This is a genomic window from Variovorax sp. HW608 (genome assembly GCF_900090195.1).
GTDB lineage: Bacteria > Pseudomonadota > Gammaproteobacteria > Burkholderiales > Burkholderiaceae_C > Variovorax.
Genome location: NZ_LT607803.1, coordinates 2681497 through 2698345, shown reverse-complemented (window position 1 = coordinate 2698345; position 16849 = coordinate 2681497). Strand labels below are relative to the sequence as shown.

The following is a 16849-nucleotide window of genomic DNA, read 5'->3' as shown; positions in this document are numbered from 1 at the left end:
GCCGCATGTGGGACGCCATCGTGACATCGTCCGATTGCCCGGCTTCGAGTTTGGCATCCTGCACCCGGAATCGGCCTACCGCGAAGCGCTCGTTGCGCGCTTTCCGCAGCAGGAACGCGCCATTGGACACTGGTTCGAATCCTGCGATGCGGCGCGTCGCACCGCCATGCAGCTCTTCGCCTCGCATGCCATGCCGCACTGGGTGGCCTGGGCCCTGAGCCTCTGGCGCGGAGCCGATGCCGAGCATTGGACGCGGCGTACGCTGGCCGACGAGCTGGCGCTGATCTCCGACCCCGAGCTACGGGCGGTGCTGGGCGCGCGCTGGGCCGACTACGGCGCACCGCCGGCGCAGGCGCCGTTTGCGATGCATGCCCTGGTCACCGGCGCCTACAACGGCGGCGCCTATTACCCGATAGGAGGTCCGGCTCGCTTCGCGCAATGCCTGCAGCCGGTGATCGAGGCCGCCGGTGGCGCTTTGAGCCTGGGCTGCGATGTGCAGCGCATCACGACCGAGGGCGGGCGCGTGAGTGGCGTGGTCTACGCGATGGGCGGCGAGCAACACGTGGCGTCGAGCCCGCGACTGATTTCCGCCATGGGCGTCGGCAACACCGTGGCCTGTCTGGCGCCCGATGTCGCCGCCGGCTGGCAACAGACCATCCAGGCGCTGGCCCCGGGGCTGTCCTGCATCTCGCTGTTCGTCGGGCTGGAGGGCGACCTGCGAGCGGCCGGTGCGAGCAGCGCAAACCACTGGATCTTCGAGGGTGACGCCATCGGCAGCCTTTGGCAACGACCGGCCGACGAAGATGCGCCCGGCATCTTCGTGGCCTTTCCGTCGCTGAAGGACCCGGAAAGCCGCGGCAGGCCGACCGCCGAGTTGGTGGCCATGGTCGATCCGCATGTCTTCGCGCCCTGGCTGGCGCGGCCGGACGGCGAGCGGCCGCAGGATTACCTCGCGCTGGAGGCCCGGATCGAGGAGAGGCTGCTGTCGCAGTTCCTGCGCCACTTCCCGGCGCTCAAGCCCATGCTGCGCTTCCACGAGTTGTCGACGCCGCTCACGCAGCGGCGCTATGTGCGTTCTCCGGGCGGCGCCATGTATGGCATCGAGATGAGCGCCGGGCGGCTGACCAGCCCGGCCTTGCATGTGCGCACGCCCCTGCCTGGCTTGTTGCTGGCGGGGCAGGACGTGGTCAGTCCGGGCGTGCAAGGCGCCTTCATGGGCGGCCTGCTCGCGGCCGCCTCGCTGGAGCCGGCGCTGTGGGCCAGCCTGGGCCGATGAAGACAAGACCCTGAGCGACCGGTGGGAGTGGCACATCTTGCCAATTCATACAAAGGTTCTCTACGATCGCGCCTCACACAACAATGGGATCGAGGAGTCTTCATGGGCAAATCGGTGGCGGTGCTGGGTGGGGGAATCGGCGGTCTGACGGCGGCGCACGAGCTGCTCGAACGCGGATTCGAGGTCACGGTTTACGAACTCAAGACCATCCCTGGAGGCAAGTCGCGCACCTTGCCTGCGACGGGCACCGGTGTGGGAGGGCGGCCCGACCTGCCTGGCGAGCATGGCTTTCGCTTCATCCCGGCCTTCTATCGGCACCTGCCCGACTCGATGAAGCGTATTCCCTTCGGCGCGGGCAACTGCTATGACAACCTCACGCCGACGAGCCTGATCGAGATCGCGCAGTTCGGCGGGGCGCCCGTGGTGGTGCCCTCCCGCCTGCCGCGCTCGTGGGACGAAGTGCTCCTGGTGTTCAAGGACATCTTCGATACCGACATCGGCCTTCTGCCCGGCGAACTCGAGTTCTTCGCCCGCCGCATCTGGCAGGTGATGACCTCGTGCGACGAGCGCAGGCTGCATGAGCTCGAAGCCATTTCGTGGTGGGAATTCGTCGACGCCGAAAATCGGTCGCCTGCCTACCAGCGCTTCCTCGCCGAGGGCCTGTCGCGCTCGCTCGTCGCCGCGAACGCGAAGGAGGGCAGTGCGCGCACCATCGGCCAGGTGCAGGTGCACCTGCTCTTCGGCCAGTTCGACCTGGCGGCCGGCAGCACCGACCGCGTGCTCGACGGGCCGACCAGCCCGCAGCTGCTCCTGCCGTGGATCGCGCACATCGAGCAGCTGGGCGGACGCTATCTCACGCGGCGCAGAGTGCGCGCCATCGACTGCGTGGACGGGCGCATCTCCGGCGTGCAGGTCGAGGACGTGGACACCGCGGCGGTCACGCAGGTGGTCGCCGACTACTACGTCTGCGCCATGCCGGTCGAGGTCATGGGGCCGTTGATCAGCGATGCCATGGTGGCGGTCGACCCCTCGCTGGCGAACATCCGCGTGCTCGACCCGCAGGTGCGGTGGATGAACGGCATCCAGTTCTTCCTGCGCACCGACGTGCCGGTGATCCATGGGCATGTGCTGTACGTGGATTCGCCCTGGGCCATCACCTCCATCTCCGAGGCCCAGTTCTGGAAGGGCATCGACCTGCACGACTACGGCGATGGCACGGTCAGCGGCATCCTGTCCGTCGACATCTCGGACTGGCAGTGCAAGGGGTACTTCATCAAGGAGTTCGCGTGCGACCTCCGCCCCGACCAGATCGCCGACGAGGTCTGGCAGGAGCTCAAGCTGGCCCTCAACCAGGGCGGCCAGGTGCTGCTGCGCGACCAGGACAAGGTGGGCTACTTCCTGGATACCGACATCGAGGATCCGCAGTTCGACCGCCCGAGCAAGGACATCAACCTCGAACCCCTGTTCATCAACACGCCATCGAGCTGGGGCAAGCGCCCGCAGGCAGGCACCGGCATCGAGAACCTGGTGCTCGCCTCGGACTACGTGCAGACCAACGCCGACCTGGCCTGCATGGACTCGGCCAACGAGGCCGGGCGGCGTGCGGTCAACGCGCTGCTCGACCGCACCGGGTCGGCGGCGCCCCGCTGCCAGATCTGGGACATGGGCATGCCCGAGCTGTTCCTTCCGTTCCGGATGCACGACCAAGAGCGCTGGGACGAAGGACTGCCCTGGGACGGCGGGGTGTTGGCCGGCGACGCGGGGGCCCAGCGCTCCTGGCTCGCCTACACGATGGCCATGGCGCGGCACGCCCGTGGCGACGACGGCACCGGCACCCCGCCGGCGGCGCTCGCGCCCGTGCAGGCGGGCGCGGTGACGCCGGCCGACGACGCATTCCACATCGCCGAGTACCGCAGCGCATCCCATCTCTTCTGGTACACCGAGTGGTGGTACTTCAACTGGGTCGACCCGAAGAGCGGCCGCTCGGGCATGGTGACCTTCTCCTGCTTCAACCCGACCGACATCGACCTGATGGGCGTGGTGAACCTCAACGCCGCCATCTTCGACCCGCAGGGCTCGGGCATCACGGTGAAGATGGACTACCACGGCATCTCGGAGTTCTGGGCCTCGGCCGAGAAGGCCGACGTCACGCTGGCGGGCAACACGCTGCAGGCGCTCGACGCCAACACGTACGAGATCAACGCCACCTCGGACGACGGCAGCGTCTCGATGGCACTCGTCTACACCCAGGCCGATGCGCCGCAGGTGCTGGCGAACAACGTGCACGGCTCCTCGCCGTGGGAGGTGAGCTCCTGGCTGGCCTACATGCCCTCGGCCCGGGTCAACGGGTGGGTCAGCGTCAATGGCGAGCGCATCGAGCTGGTCGAGGCGACCGGCTACCACGACCACGACTGGGGCATCTGGTTCCTGCCGGGCAATGTGTGGGCCTGGGCTGCGTTCTCCGATCCGTCGCGGCACATCGCCTTCGACGTCGGCCTGCATGCCGCGTTCCAGAAGTCGGTGGCGTATTTCCGCCATGGCGACCTGCGCCTCTGCTTCCCGCAGGAATCGTTCAGCTCCAGCTTCTCGGACTGGGAACACTGGAAGGTGCTCTGGAAGTACCCGAAGACGGTCACTTTCTCGGCGATCGACAGCACCGGCCAGTACAAGGCCGAGATGACCTGGCGCGTGACGGGCACCGCACCGCTGTGGAAGTACCCGCTGATCGTGTTCGAGCAGGCTGCGCAGTTCACCGGGACCCTGTCCCAGAAATCCGGCGAGGGTTGGGAGAAGGTGGTGGACTTCGACGTGCCGGGTTTCTGCGAATACACCATGACCTGGACGGGCGACGGCCCGAGCTGAGCGGCTACTTGCGCTCCATCTGCAGCACCCCCGTCCAGTCGGCGCCGGGGGGATCGGCCAGCAGCGCATCGCAGCGCCGCAGGTAGCCCTGCGCCGCGCTGTCCTGCGGGCAGGCCGCGAGCACCGCCTCGAACCCGGCGCGCGCCTCGCGCCATTCGCGCGCATAGAAGGCGGCGCAGGCCCGGGTGTAGCGATCGAGGTTCGCTGCCTTGGCATCGCGAAGGGAGGGTGGGTCGGCGTCGAAGACCTCGTGCACGACGACCGGTTCCGAGCGACCCACCAGCACTACGCGGCTCACCGGGCGCAGCAGGAAGGCGCCGGGCCGGGTCAGCCCACTGGCCGTCTCGTCGCCGATCAAGAGCGGCACGCCCAGCTGCTTGGTCAGTCCTTCGATGCGGGCCGCCAGGTTGACCGGGTCGCCGATCACGCCGCACTTGATGCGGTTCGGACCTCCGATGGTGCCCAGCATCAGCGCGCCGGTGTTGATGCCCACGCCGATGGACAGCGGCGCCTGGCCCGCCGCGCTGCGTTCGGTGTTGAACTCGCGCAGCGCCCGCAGCATGCCCACGCCGGCGGCCACCGCATCGTCGGGCGGCCCGTCGAACAGGGCCATGATCGCGTCGCCGATGTAGCTGTCGACGAAGCCCCCGTTGGCGAGGATCGCCGGCTCCATGCGCCCGATGTAGGCGTTGATGAAATCGATGCTCGCGCGCGGCGTCAGGCTGCCGATCAGCGGCGTGAAGCCGCGGATGTCCGAGAACAGCACCGAGAGCGACTTGGAGGCGTGGTCGCCCAGGCGCACGTCCTGGATGTTCCGGCGGCCCAGCGAGGCGAGGAACTGGTGCGGCACGAAGCGGGCATGGGCGTTGGTCAGCGCCACCTGCGCGTCCAGCGACTGCTCCAGGTCCTGCACCAGGCCCGCGTTCTCGATCGAGATGGCGGCCTGGCCGGCGATCACCTGCAGGAACTCCACGCGGTCGGGCGTGAAGGCGCCCGCCACCAGTTCGTTCTCGAGCAGGATGGCGCCCACCAGTTCGCCGTGGCGCAGCATGGGCGAACACAGCACCGAGCGGGGCCGGGCCCGTGCCACGTAGGGGTCGAGGCGGAAGGTCGGGTCCTGCAGCGCGTCGTCGATCAGCAAGGCGCGCCGGGTCCGCAGCACCAGGTGCACCGCGCCCTGGAACACCTCGGCGTGGGCGAGGGCGCCGCCGCTCGCCAGGACGTCGGCCTCGGGGCGTTCGACGTGCGCGCTCGCGAGCACGTGCCAGTCCTGCTCGTCGCGCGCGATCAGCACGGCCTGGCGTGCGCCAGCGTTGGCCAGCAGCAGGCTGCAAAGCTCGCGTACCACCTCGGGCAGCCGCAGCTTCTCGGACACCGCCTGGGCCGCACGCGTCATGGCGCGGGCATCGAGTGCTTCGCCGGTGCCCGAGCCCGAGCCCGAGCTTGAATTCGATGTCGAGGCCGGGCTCGAGCTCGAATTCGAACTCGTCGCCCTGGAAGTCGGGCTCGACCCCGGGATCGGGGGAAGGCTGCCCCGCCCCTCGTCGCCCTGCGCGCGCGCGAGGCGCCGGGCACCCCAGCGGTCCCAGGCCCGCCGCGCCTGCAGCAGATGGCCGCGTGCGATGGTCGGCATCGCGGCGTCGGCGGCGCAGCCGGCGGCCAGCTGGTGCGCCAGGGCCTTGTCGTGCAGGTTGTCGGCCCGTGCGGCGGCCGCGATGGCACGCTCGTAGCCGCCCAGCGCGTCGGCCAGGCGGCCGGCGCCGCGGGCGCGCTCGGCCTCGACCAGTTCCCAGCGGGCAAGAAAGGTCGACGGCACGCGCCGGGCCCAGCGGATCATCCGTCGCTGGTTGGCCGCGACGAGGCGGGCGCCGCGCGGCTGCGGCCGGCCCGCGCGGGCCAGGGCCAGCAGGGCGAGCGACTCGTAGAACTGGAAGAAGGGCACGAACAGCTGCCCGTCGATGCCGGCCACGTAGGCGCGGCAGGCGGCGGCAGCCTTCAGTGCGTCGTCGTACGCGCCGCCGAGGCAGGCCCTGCAGCATCGCCAGGCATGGGCATAGGCCACCGACGTGGCGTCGCCGCGCTCGGTGGCCAGCTGCAGCACCCGGCCTTCGTCGATGTCGCCCATCACCACGGGCGGGTCGTCGCGCAGCCAGGCGATGGTGTCGCGCACCAGCAGCATGACGACGCCGACCTTCTGCTGGTTGTGCCGCAGGATCGCCTCGTGGTGCGCGGCGCAGGCCTGCGACAGGGCGCCCAGTTCGTGTCCGGCGAAGAGGGCGTGCGAATCCAGTCCGTAGAAGCAGTAGCTGTAGTACTCGAGGTCGCCGGTCTCCAGGCCCGCGGCCGCACCCAGGCGGAAGGGCTCCAGCGTGTCTTCCAGCGGATGGCTCCAGGGGAGGATGAACAGCCCGCCGAGGAAGCGCACCTTGGCTTCGAAATCCCTGGCACCGGTGCGGTCCATCACCGTGAGCGCGAGGCGGCCGAACGCCAGGCCGCCGTCGTAGTCGCCCAAGACCGCGCACATGGCCAGGCCATAGCAGACATAGCCGAAGGCGGACTGGGGCGTCGTGCCATCGCGGATCGAGTGCCGCACGAGCTCGAACACCATCTGCGGAAAGAGCTGCGGCTCGCTGAAATAGGCCGCCGAGCCGGCCGTGACGAGCACGCGCATGGCCATCTGCAGCGCCGGATCGCTCACCGCCGGCAGCTCGGCCAGGCCAACGACGGGACGCCCGCGCAAGGCCCACTTGGTGCGCAGCAGTCCGGCCACGACCTGCGGCTGCCAGCCCTTGCGCGGCAGCCGCACGCCCAGCCTGGCCAGCAGGGGGACGGCCACGTCCAGCGCCTCGCCGTAGGCCATGGCGCTCACCAGCAGCTGGATCTTCACCGCCGTCGCCTCGGCCCGCTCGAGCTCGGAGCGCGCGTGGCGCACGATCTCGTCGTGGATCGCTTCCAGCTCCGCGCGATCGGCCAGCAGGAAGGCCGCCTTCAGCGCCTCCAAGGACAGCGCATGCATCGTGCCGCCGGCCTGCCAGCCCGCCGGGCCGAGCAAGCCGCGGCCTGCCTCGGCAAAGCGCCGGGCCGCATCCCAGGCCATCGAGCCGTTGGCCTTCTGCGCCGCGCGAAGGAAGAGCGAGGCGATGGCGGCGCGCTCGTCCCCGCCCTGCACCTCCTGGCCGGCGGCCTCGAAATGGGCGGCGATGTCGAACAGCCGCTCGGTCACCTGGGCAGGTGGCAGCGCCAGCAGCAGCCGGCCCACCCGGTGGTGCGCCCCCGGCCGCCTGTCGACAGGGATCGCGCCGTAGACGGCCTGCTGAACCCGGTCGTGCAGGAAGGCGTAGACGATCTGGCCGGCGCGCTGGCTGTCGCCGGCCAGCGCCGTGTACTTGTAGTCGTCGCCCACCGGAACGAGGACGTCGTTCTCCAGCGCCGCGCCGAGGTCGGCGCGGGCCTGCTGCGTGCTGCGCCCGGCCACCTGCGCCAGGGTGGCCAGGTTGAAGCTGTGCCCGACCACGGCCGCGAATTCGAGCGCCTCCCGCGTGGCGGCGGGCAGCCTGGCGACTCTTTCGATGACCAGGTCCACCACGTTGTCCGTGGTGTGGCGCTGCCGGACCGCCTCGAGTTCCCACCGGAACTCGCGTTGCTGCGCATCGAAGCGCAGCAGGCCGTCGCGGCTGAGCTCGCGCAGGAACTCGCCGACGAAGAAGGGGTTGCCGCCGGTCTTGGCGGTCACCAGTTCGGCCAGCGGCGCGACCGCCGCGGCGCTGGTACGCGTCGCCGCGGCCAAGAGGCGTGCCACTGCGGGACGGTCGAGCGGGCCGAGCACCATGCGCACCGGCGGCGCCCCCGGGGCCTGGGCCAGGTCTTCCAGGAAGAGCCGGAACGGATGCGAAGGGCCGACGTCCGCATCGCGCATGGCCACCACCACCAGGAGATGCGTCATCTCCGGGTCGGTCAGCAGCGTCTGAAGCAGGGCGAGCGATGCGCCATCGGCCCACTGGAGGTCGTCGATGAACAGCACCAGCGGGTGCTCCGCACTGGCCAGCGCGCGCACGAAGCCGCGCAGCACGAGCGTGAAGCGGGTCCGCGCCTCGGACAGGCCGAGCGCCAGCACCGGCGGCTGGGGGCCGAGCACCGGCGCCAGCTCGGGCACCAGGTCGAGCAGCACCTGGCCGTTGGGGGCCAGCGCCGCGCCGAGCTTTTCGCGCCAGGCGACGAGGCGCTCGTCCGGCTCGGTGAGCAATCGGCGCGCCACCTGCCCGAATGCCTGGATGATGGCCGAGTAGGGCAGGTCGCGCCTGAACTGGTCGAACTTGCCATGCACATGAAGGGCGCGCGCCGCCGACGCGAGCCGCGCGATCTCGCCGACCAGCACGCTCTTGCCGATGCCCGAGGGGCCCTCGACGACCACCAGCTGCACGGCGCCCGCGCAACTGCGCGAGAGCGCATCGTCGAGCTCGGCGACTTCGCCGGCCCTGCCGATGAGGCTCTGCGGAATGCGGAACTCGTCGTTGGCATCGTGCCGGCCGATCTCGAAGGGCGGCACCGTGTCGCCGTCGAGCGCCTCCAGGCAACGCCTGAGGTCGGCCAGCACGCCGACGGCGCTCTGGTAGCGCGCCTCGGCGTCCTTGGCCATCAGCTTCAGGATCAGGTCGGCGACCACGCGTGGCAGTTCGGGCCGGTGTTCGCGCGGCGAGGGGGGAAGGAGGGCAATGTGCTGGTGGACCAGGTCGAGCGGGTCCTGGCTGCGGAAAGGCAGCAGCCCGGTCGCGAGCTCGTACAGCGTGGTGCCCAGCGCGTAGAGGTCCGAGCGCCGGTCGATCGGCCGGTTCATGCGACCGGTCTGCTCGGGCGCCATGTACGCGAGGGTGCCCTCGAGTTCCTTGGGGGCGAGCTCGCGCGCGGACTCGCGCGCGATGCGCACGGCGAAGCCGAAGTCGGTCAGGCGCACCTGCTGGCCGTCGACGACGATCACGTTGGCGGGCTTGATGTCCTTGTGGATCACGCCCGCGGCATGCACCGCCGCCAAGGCCTCGGCAAGGGCACAGCCCAGCCGCAGAACCGAGCGCAAGGGCATGTGGGGGCCGATCTTCGAGGCCAGCGATTCGCCGCCGACGTCCTCCAGCACGAGCGCATGGCGCGTGTCGTCCCATCGCTCGACGCCCAGCGCGCGCACGACCGCATGCGCGGGCAGCGCCTGCGACATCTCCACCTCGTGGTGCAGCCGGGCGACCTCCAGCGGCGTGGGGTGCAGGGCGCGCGGCAGCTTCAGGACCACCGGGCAGCCGTCGCGCTCGCGTCGCGCGCGCCAGGTGACATGGGACGAGGTATGCCCCAGGCCCTCGAGCACCCGGTAGCCGGGCGCATCGATGAGGGCTTCGGAGACGGGCGCTGTCCGGACGATGGTGCTGTCCACCAATCCCTCTTCTTTTTGGGGTTCCTGATGGTCGCGCAAGTTCTTCCAGGCAGTCAACCGATCCGGCACGCGGCCGTTGACTGGTGCATGCACGTGCTTCCGTGCGCCTCGTGAGGTTTCATCTTGAACAGGTCTCTGCTCCTACTGGCCGCTGGCACCGTCTTCAGCGCCTCGGTCTTCGCTCAGCAACCGCCCGCCGCTGCAGCGCCGCCGGCTGCCGCACCCGCCACCAAGCCAGCCGCCGCGGCTCCCGCGCCGGCACCCGCACCGGGCGGCGCAGCCGGACAAGTGTGGGTCAACGGCAAGGTCTACCATTGCGCGAGCGACAAGTACTACGGCAAGACCAAGCATGGCGCGTACATGTCCGAAGCTGACGCCAAGGCGAAGGGCGCGCACGCGGCACACGGCAAGGCCTGCTAGCCACACAACAATCCTGCTGTTTTCCCCAAGCCCTCCCCGCGAGGGCTTTTGACAATATCGGGCCCACCGTTCTCCACTCGGGACAGGAGCAAGGCATGCTGCACCTCATATGGATGTTCATCGTCGGCATCATCGTCGGAGCCATTGCGCGTTTCATCATGCCGGGCGCCGATCACATGGGCATCCTGATGACGGGCCTGCTCGGGATCGCAGGATCCTTTGTCGGTGGCTTCATCGCGCGCATTTTCAGCAAGCCTGCGGACGGCGCACTGGTTCATCCGGCCGGACTGATCCTGTCCGTGATCGGCGCCATGATCCTGCTGTGGGCCTGGGGCCGCCTGGGGCACTGACCGGGCGTCGATTCAAGCTGCCGGTACGGCCGCGCCCACCTGCTGGTACACCGCCATCTCGAAGCCGATCAAGGTCTCGATGATCGGCAGGTCGAAGAAGGGCAGCACCTGCGTCATCAGCACGCCGCCGATGCCCTTCGAGCGGTCGATCCAGTAGTAGGTGTTGAAGACGCCGGCCCAGTCGCCGGTGCCGGCGCTGCGCATGCCGGGCAGGTCGACGAGCGTGAGGTGGAAGCCCAGCCCCCAGCTCTGCGGGAAAGGCAGCGCGGGCACGTCGTTCGACAGGACGGGCACCGTGGACTTCAGCAGCTCCGGCAGCTTGATCTGCCCGAGATGGTTCTGCAGCGCCATCTGCACGGTCGCCGGCTCGAGGATGCCCGCACCGTCGTTGAGCCAGGCCTGCACGAATCGGCCGTAGTCCTGAATCGTGCCGTAGGAGCCATGGCCGGCGGCGTCCCATTCGGAGGTGGCCGGCAGGTCGAGCGCCGAGGGCTCGAGCCTGCCGTCGGCCTGCCGCTGCATCACGCGAAGCAGCCGGGCGCGCTGCTCGGCGCTCGGCGTGAAGGTGGAGTCGCTCATCCCGAGCGGTCCATAGACATGCTCCTGGAGATAGCCGGCCAAGGTCTTCCCGGACAGCTTCTCGACGATGAGCCCCAGCCAGTCGGTGTTGACGCCGTACTCCCAGGTCGTGCCCGGGTCATTGACCAGCGGCACCGACAGGCTGCGCTTCTGTCCCGTCAGCGCATTGGGCTCGCCCGTCAGCTCGTGGTAGCGCAGCAGCTTCTCGTTGAGGAAGAAGTAGCCCGCGCCGCCCGTGTGCGTCATGAGCTGCCGCACCGTCGCCTGGCTGGCCGGAGCCCGCAGGCGCGGCTTGTCGCCGTCGAATCTGTCGAGCACCTGCAGCCGGCCGAACTCCGGCAGGATCGACTCGACCGTGGCGTCGAGGCCCAGCACCCCCTGCTCCACGAGCTGCAGCGCCGCCGTGGTGGCCACCGCCTTGGTCATCGAGGCAATGCGATACATCGTGTTCACGCCGGCCTCGCCGGCCGCGTGGTGGAACACGGGGCCATTGCGGTCCACCACCAGGGCTGCCATGCCGTGCACGGCACCTTTCGAGACCGCGCCATCCAGAAGCGCCTTGATGGCCGAACCGTCAAAGGACATGATCGTCTCCTTCATGCGAGCCTGGAATCCATGCGCGGGATCGCTCCGGCACGGTTGCGCCATTCTGCGCCAAAGGGCGTGGTGACGGCAGCAGCTGCGGCGGACTGGTGCGTTGTTGATTCATGTCATGGAAAGGAACATCTCTCTGCCCTCCGCCGCATTCCTGCGACGCCATCCGATTGGCTCGGTCTTCGCCGGCCTGCTGATCCTGTTCGTGCTGCTGGTGCTGCTGTTCGACTGGAACTGGGTGCGCCCGCCCATCGAGCGCTACATCTCCCGCAAGACCCAGCGCGAGTTTCGGATGGACGACCTGCATGTGCGGCTGGGCCTCACGCCCACCATCCGCATGCGCGGCGTGCACTTCGGCAACGCGGACTGGTCCAAGGAGGGCCAGCCGATGGCGAAGATCGAGCAGTTGGAGTTCTCCGTGTCGCTGCGCGATCTGCCCGAGAAGATCCTGGTGCCGCGGGTGGCGCTCACGCGGCCCGAACTGCTGTTCGAGCGCCTGCCCGACAACCGCAAGAACTGGCTCCTCTCGGAGCCCTCGGAAACCTCGACGAGCAGGCTGCGCATCAGCACGCTGTCGGTGGACCAGGGCCGGCTGCGCTACATCGACCACGGCGAGCCTTTCGACCTGGACGTGGAGGCCAGCACCTTCGACCCCGCCAGGCAGATGAAGGCGAAGGACGCCGACGCCGCAACCACCAACGACCGGTACAGGGCCCAGTACGAGTTCAGCGGCCACTACCACGGCGCCGGGTTCGACGGCACCGCGCTCACCGGCGAGGTGCTGAGTTTCCAGGAATCGGGCGTGCCCTTTCCGATCCGGGGCGAGCTGCATGCAGGCACCACCAGCCTGTGGGTCGAGGGCAGCATTGCGGATGCCGCCAACATCAGCGGAATCGACACGCAGCTGCGCATCGAGGGCAGGACGCTGTCCAGGCTCTACCCCTTCCTGCTGCTGCCGCTGCCGGCCTCGCCGCCTTACCGCCTCGAGGGGCACCTGATTCTCGAGGGCAAGCGCTACACCATGGACGACCTGCGCGGGCGCATCGGCTCCTCCGACGTCTTCGGCAAGGGGGCCTACATCGACCAGAAGCCGCGCCCGCTGCTGCAAGCCGACCTGCACAGCAACAACCTCGACCTGGCCGACCTGGGCCTGCTGATCGGCATCGAGGCCCGGGAGACCAAGGCCAGGCAGAAGAAGGGCGACCCCGACCGCCTGCTGCCCTCGGGCTCCTTCGAGGTCAGCCGCCTGCAGCAGATCGACGCCGAGGTGGACCTGCAGGCCACCCGCCTGAAGGTGCCCAAGGGCCTGCCGCTGGAAAGCCTGAAGGCCTCGCTGCGCCTGAACGACGCGGTGATGAAGCTCGCACCGGTGGACTTCGGATTTGCCGGCGGCACCCTCGCGGGCCGGGCCACGCTGGATGCGCGCGCGCCCATCATCAAGTCCAATGTCGAGATCGACCTGCAGGGCTTCAGGCTCGGCCAATTCGTGCCGAAGGACAGCGTGATCGCCAAGGGCGCGGGCCGCGTCGGGGCCACGCTGCGCCTCTCGGGCGTGGGCAACTCCATTGCCGATGCGGCGGCCAAGTCCAACGGACGCATCGCCACGACGGTGGTCAATGGGCGCGTCTCCAACCTGCTCGACGCCGCCAGCGGCCTGAACATGGGCAAGGTGCTGGTGCTGCTGGCCGGCGGCGACAAGGACATCCCGATCAACTGCGGCGGCGCGGTGTTCGAGGTGAACAACGGTCGCGGCCAGTCGAGCCTGCTCGTGCTCGATACCGAGCAGACGCAGGTGCTGGGCGACGGCTGGTTCGACCTGGGCGATGAACGCTTCGACCTCACCGTGGCACCCAAGCCCAAGCATGTCGGCCTGCTCTCGCTGCGAACGCCGGTGCGCGTGTACGGCAGCTTCTCCCGACCCGGTTACGCGTTCAAGAAGGGACCGCTCATTGCGCGCGGCGCCGCGGTGGCGGCACTGACCGTGGTCGGGCCGCTGGCGTCCCTCGTTCCCCTGATCGAGACGGGTCCGGGCCAGGAGACCGATTGCGGAAAGGTGCGGCAGCAGACCCAGGGCGAAGCCAGGCAGGCCAACACCCCGCGCAAGCGCCGCGGCTCGAAGCCCGCGCCGGCCACGACACGTTGAGCGGACCTCCCGATGCTGCTGCCCCTCCAGGCCTACCCCGCAACCTTCGTCATCGCCAGTTCGATCGTGCTCTACTTCTCGCGCGGAGCGATCGCGCGGCCGCGCTCGCATGGCTTCTATCGCTTCTTCGCGGTGGAGTGCATCTTCGGCCTGATCTGGATCAACCTGCCGGTCTGGGGCGACGATCCCGTGCTGGCACCGAGCCAGGCGCTGGCGCTGCTGCTGCTTGCCACCTCTGCCTGGTTGCCGCTGCATGCGGTGCGCCAATTGAGGCGGCTGGGCCAGCCGAGCGGCGCCCGCAAGGACGAGGCGCTGCTCGGATTCGAGAAGACCACCCGGCTGGTGACGACCGGAGCCTTCAGGTACATCCGCCATCCGATGTACACGGCGCTGATCTGCCTGGCCTGGGGCGTCTTCCTGCAGCGCTTCAGCTGGCTGGGCTTGCTGTTGGCGCTGGTGTCGACCGCGCTGCTCTTCATCACCGCCCAGCGCGAGGAGCAGGAATGCCTCGAACACTTCGGCGACGCCTACCGCAGCTACATGCGCCGCACACGCCGCTTCGTGCCATTCCTTCTGTAGTGGCCAAAACCTCAGATCGGTGGATGAAGCTGCACCGAGTCGTACATCGCGTAGCCCTTGCCCACGCCGTACTCGATGATCCCGTAGCCCACCTCGTCGCCGTCGCGCACCTCGATCACCTGGTCGGCCAGCGTGCGCACTCGGCGCCGGGTCGCGGGATCGTTCAGGTCCCACACATCGTGCTCGAAGTACAGCTTGCCGCGATCGTCGCCGTGGAACCAGCCGCCCAAGCCGCCATAGAGGCCGCCCTTGAGGAAGTACCTGGTCGGCAGCACGCGCACCGACACCGGCCGCTCGCTGCCGTCGGCGAAGCTGAGCTGTAGCTGCATCGATTCCATCGACTGCCCGTGCGGATCGTCATGCCAGCGTGCCTCGTGCCGCACGTCGACGAGCTGGTTGCGCCCCGAGACCCTGGTGCCCGCGGTGAACACCTCTTCGCCCGAGAGGTAGATCTTGTCGCCCGGCGCACGCTCCTTGAAGAAGATGTGCAGCCCGCGGTTGGCGAACTGCGCCGTGGTCCAGCAGTAGAAGAAGGGCGGATAGAAGGTCAGCGGCGGCGCGGTTTCGTCGCTGCGCATCTCGGCGCGCACGCCCCATGAATGGTCGCGCTGGCCCATCCAGCGCGTGCTGTCGATCTCCACGCGGCGCCCGTCGAATTCGAGCCAGCCCTGGTAGCGCCCGAGCTGCTGGGCGCGCGCCATGTTCTCGGTCACGCGGCCGTCGCGCCGGCGCAGGTGCGCCTTCTCCTCGTGCGGATTGAGTTCGGAGACGAACTCGATCTCGAAGCGGATGCCCGAAGCGTTCTCGCCGAGCGCGAGCCGGTGGCGGCGCAAACCTTCGACGACCTCGATCGAGAGCGGTCCCACGCGGGTGGACAGCGGATCGGGCCGCAGCCGGCGCGAGGCGCGGAAGTTCCACTGCCGGCCCGGCACCGCGACGCCTGCGAAGGCATCCATCACGTTGCGGTTGGGGTGGTAGCCGAGCCCGATGTCGAAGATCAGGTCGCCCGAGGGCACCGGATGCCCGGTGTACCAGAGCCTTTCCATCCATGCCGGATCGCTGTTGTCGATCTGGTCGAAGGTGGTCGGAAGCTGGTGGCCGATGAGGTCGTCTTGCGGTGTCAGCATGGTTGCGCAATTCTAATACGCAAGCGTATAGTCTGCTACAGCACGGTAGCCGGGTTTGCCCTCAGCAGGGCGCCGATCGGCCCGGCGGCCGCGATGTTGAACCAGGAGACGAACCCCATGAATTCCACCGATTCCATCCGCGTCGAGATGCAGGACGGGCTGGCCATTGTCTCGCTCGCCCAGCCGGCGCGCGGCAACCCCTTCGACGGCCAGTTCGCGCGCGACTTCAAGCAGGTCGCGGCCGGCCTGCTCGACAGTGACAAGTTGCGCGCCGTGCTGCTGCGCGCGGACGGCGCCAACTTCAGCTTCGGCGGCGACCTCAAGGTGTTCTACCCGGCGCGCGACCGGCTTGCGCCGCTGGTGCGTGAGTGGACCGCCGATCTGCACATGGGCCTGCAGCGCTTCTGGCGCCTGCCGGTGCCGGTGGTCACCGCGGTGCAGGGCTTCGCGATGGGCGGCGGCGTCGCGCTCCTGGCCGGCTGCGACGTGGTGATGGCCGGCGCGTCGACGCGCGTCGGCTCGGCCTTCGCGCAACTGGGCTTCAGTTGCGATTCGGGCTCCACCGTGACGCTGACTTCGCGCATGGGCATGGCGCGCGCGCGCCGCTTCGTGCTGCTCGCCGAGATGCTGGACAGCGAGGAGGCGATGCGCGCCGGCCTCGTCGACAAGGTGGTGGCCGATGCCCAGTTGCAGGACGAGGCGCTCGCGCTCGCGCGCAAGCTCGCGGCCGGGCCGACCGTGGCCTACGGCGAGACCAAGCGGCTCTTCATGCAGGCTGGCGCGGCACAGCTCGAGGCGCAGCTCGAAGACGAAGCGCTGACGCTCGCGCGCGTCTCGGCCACGCAGGATGCAGAGGAAGGCATCGCCGCGCAGGTCGAGAAGCGCAAGCCTTCTTTTCAGGGCCGCTGAAGCGATGGCGCAGCATGCGCTCGAAACCTGGGACGCGCGCTGAGCGCCGACGCGCCGAAAAGGGCGGCGTGCAGGGTGATCCTGATTGACGTGTGTAGTACGCATGTGTAATGTCATCTACGTCATTTAAACCGGAGTTCAACCGCGGCGACCGGATCGCCGCCATCAGGAGCCCCTGCGCATGGACTATCAGTTTCCGCCCGAGATCGTTGCCAAGCTTGCCGAGCTCCGCGCGGGCCACCTGCGTTACGGCGCGAATGCGGCGGGCAGGCGGCGTCGAACCTGGCGATCGCCGCGATCCGCGAGCATCTCGCGGCCAAGGGGCTGGGCCTGCACAACGACCTGCAGGACGAATCCTCGATCGTCGGCAACTTCCCGATCGTGCCGGGCTCCGTATCGGGCGATTGAGCGAGGCGATTCGACATGAATGCCATCTCGTTTCAATGGTGCCGAGAGGGGTGGGGAGCAGGAAGGACCGCGGCTGCACATCATCTGTGAACCGCGTTCACGGACGCAATGGCTAGAGGGACGAATAGAGCTCGGCGGCTCTCGCACTTCCTGGATCGTTCGAGTCTCGAGGCCGAAGACGAGACG

Annotated in this window: 9 protein-coding genes and 1 pseudogene; 7 read left to right on the top strand and 3 right to left on the bottom strand. The window is 68.9% G+C overall.

Features of this window, described 5'->3' with window-relative positions:
* The first annotated feature begins 7 nt into the window (after positions 1-7).
* Both VAR608DRAFT_RS12635 and VAR608DRAFT_RS12630 read left to right on the top strand, forming a co-directional pair.
* A complete protein-coding gene (locus VAR608DRAFT_RS12635) occupies positions 8-1276 on the top strand; it encodes a phytoene desaturase family protein (RefSeq protein ID WP_157730887.1) in 1269 nt (422 codons plus the stop codon).
* A gap of 102 nt (positions 1277-1378) precedes the next feature.
* Positions 1379-4138 (top strand): FAD-dependent oxidoreductase, encoded by a 2760-nt coding sequence (locus VAR608DRAFT_RS12630; protein WP_088954380.1) that lies wholly within the window; start codon positions 1379-1381, stop codon positions 4136-4138.
* Between the two features lie 4 nt (positions 4139-4142).
* On the opposite strand, the gene VAR608DRAFT_RS12625 is transcribed toward VAR608DRAFT_RS12630, so the two are convergent.
* Positions 4143-9554, bottom strand: a complete 5412-nt coding sequence (locus VAR608DRAFT_RS12625; RefSeq protein WP_172843844.1) for an AAA family ATPase — start codon at positions 9552-9554, stop codon at positions 4143-4145.
* Between the two features lie 165 nt (positions 9555-9719).
* Between VAR608DRAFT_RS12625 and VAR608DRAFT_RS12620 the strand changes: the two are divergent.
* Together VAR608DRAFT_RS12620 and VAR608DRAFT_RS12615 are read left to right on the top strand one after the other, a co-directional pair.
* Positions 9720-9974, top strand: a pseudogene (locus VAR608DRAFT_RS12620) (DUF3761 domain-containing protein); the annotation flags it as partial.
* 113 nt (positions 9975-10087) lie between these two features.
* Entirely contained in the window at positions 10088-10324 is a 237-nt protein-coding gene (locus tag VAR608DRAFT_RS12615; protein ID WP_443082933.1) for a GlsB/YeaQ/YmgE family stress response membrane protein, read from the top strand.
* Between the two features lie 12 nt (positions 10325-10336).
* On the opposite strand, the gene VAR608DRAFT_RS12610 is transcribed toward VAR608DRAFT_RS12615, so the two are convergent.
* Positions 10337-11488, bottom strand: coding sequence for a serine hydrolase domain-containing protein (locus tag VAR608DRAFT_RS12610; RefSeq protein WP_088958750.1), 1152 nt, complete (start codon positions 11486-11488; stop codon positions 10337-10339).
* A 127-nt stretch (positions 11489-11615) separates the two neighbouring features.
* Here VAR608DRAFT_RS12610 and VAR608DRAFT_RS12605 point away from each other — a divergent pair, with 127 nt between their 5' ends.
* Entirely contained in the window at positions 11616-13640 is a 2025-nt protein-coding gene (locus VAR608DRAFT_RS12605) for an AsmA family protein (protein WP_088954376.1), read from the top strand.
* A gap of 12 nt (positions 13641-13652) precedes the next feature.
* Positions 13653-14219 (top strand): methyltransferase family protein, encoded by a 567-nt coding sequence (locus tag VAR608DRAFT_RS12600; protein WP_088954375.1) that lies wholly within the window; start codon positions 13653-13655, stop codon positions 14217-14219.
* Between the two features lie 11 nt (positions 14220-14230).
* On the opposite strand, the gene VAR608DRAFT_RS36995 is transcribed toward VAR608DRAFT_RS12600, so the two are convergent.
* Complete coding sequence (locus VAR608DRAFT_RS36995; RefSeq protein WP_157730885.1) at positions 14231-15346, bottom strand: hypothetical protein; 1116 nt, start codon at positions 15344-15346, stop codon at positions 14231-14233.
* Between the two features lie 117 nt (positions 15347-15463).
* Between VAR608DRAFT_RS36995 and VAR608DRAFT_RS36990 the strand changes: the two genes are divergently transcribed.
* Positions 15464-16255 (top strand): enoyl-CoA hydratase/isomerase family protein, encoded by a 792-nt coding sequence (locus tag VAR608DRAFT_RS36990; RefSeq protein ID WP_157730883.1) that lies wholly within the window; start codon positions 15464-15466, stop codon positions 16253-16255.
* The last annotated feature ends 594 nt before the right edge of the window (positions 16256-16849 follow it).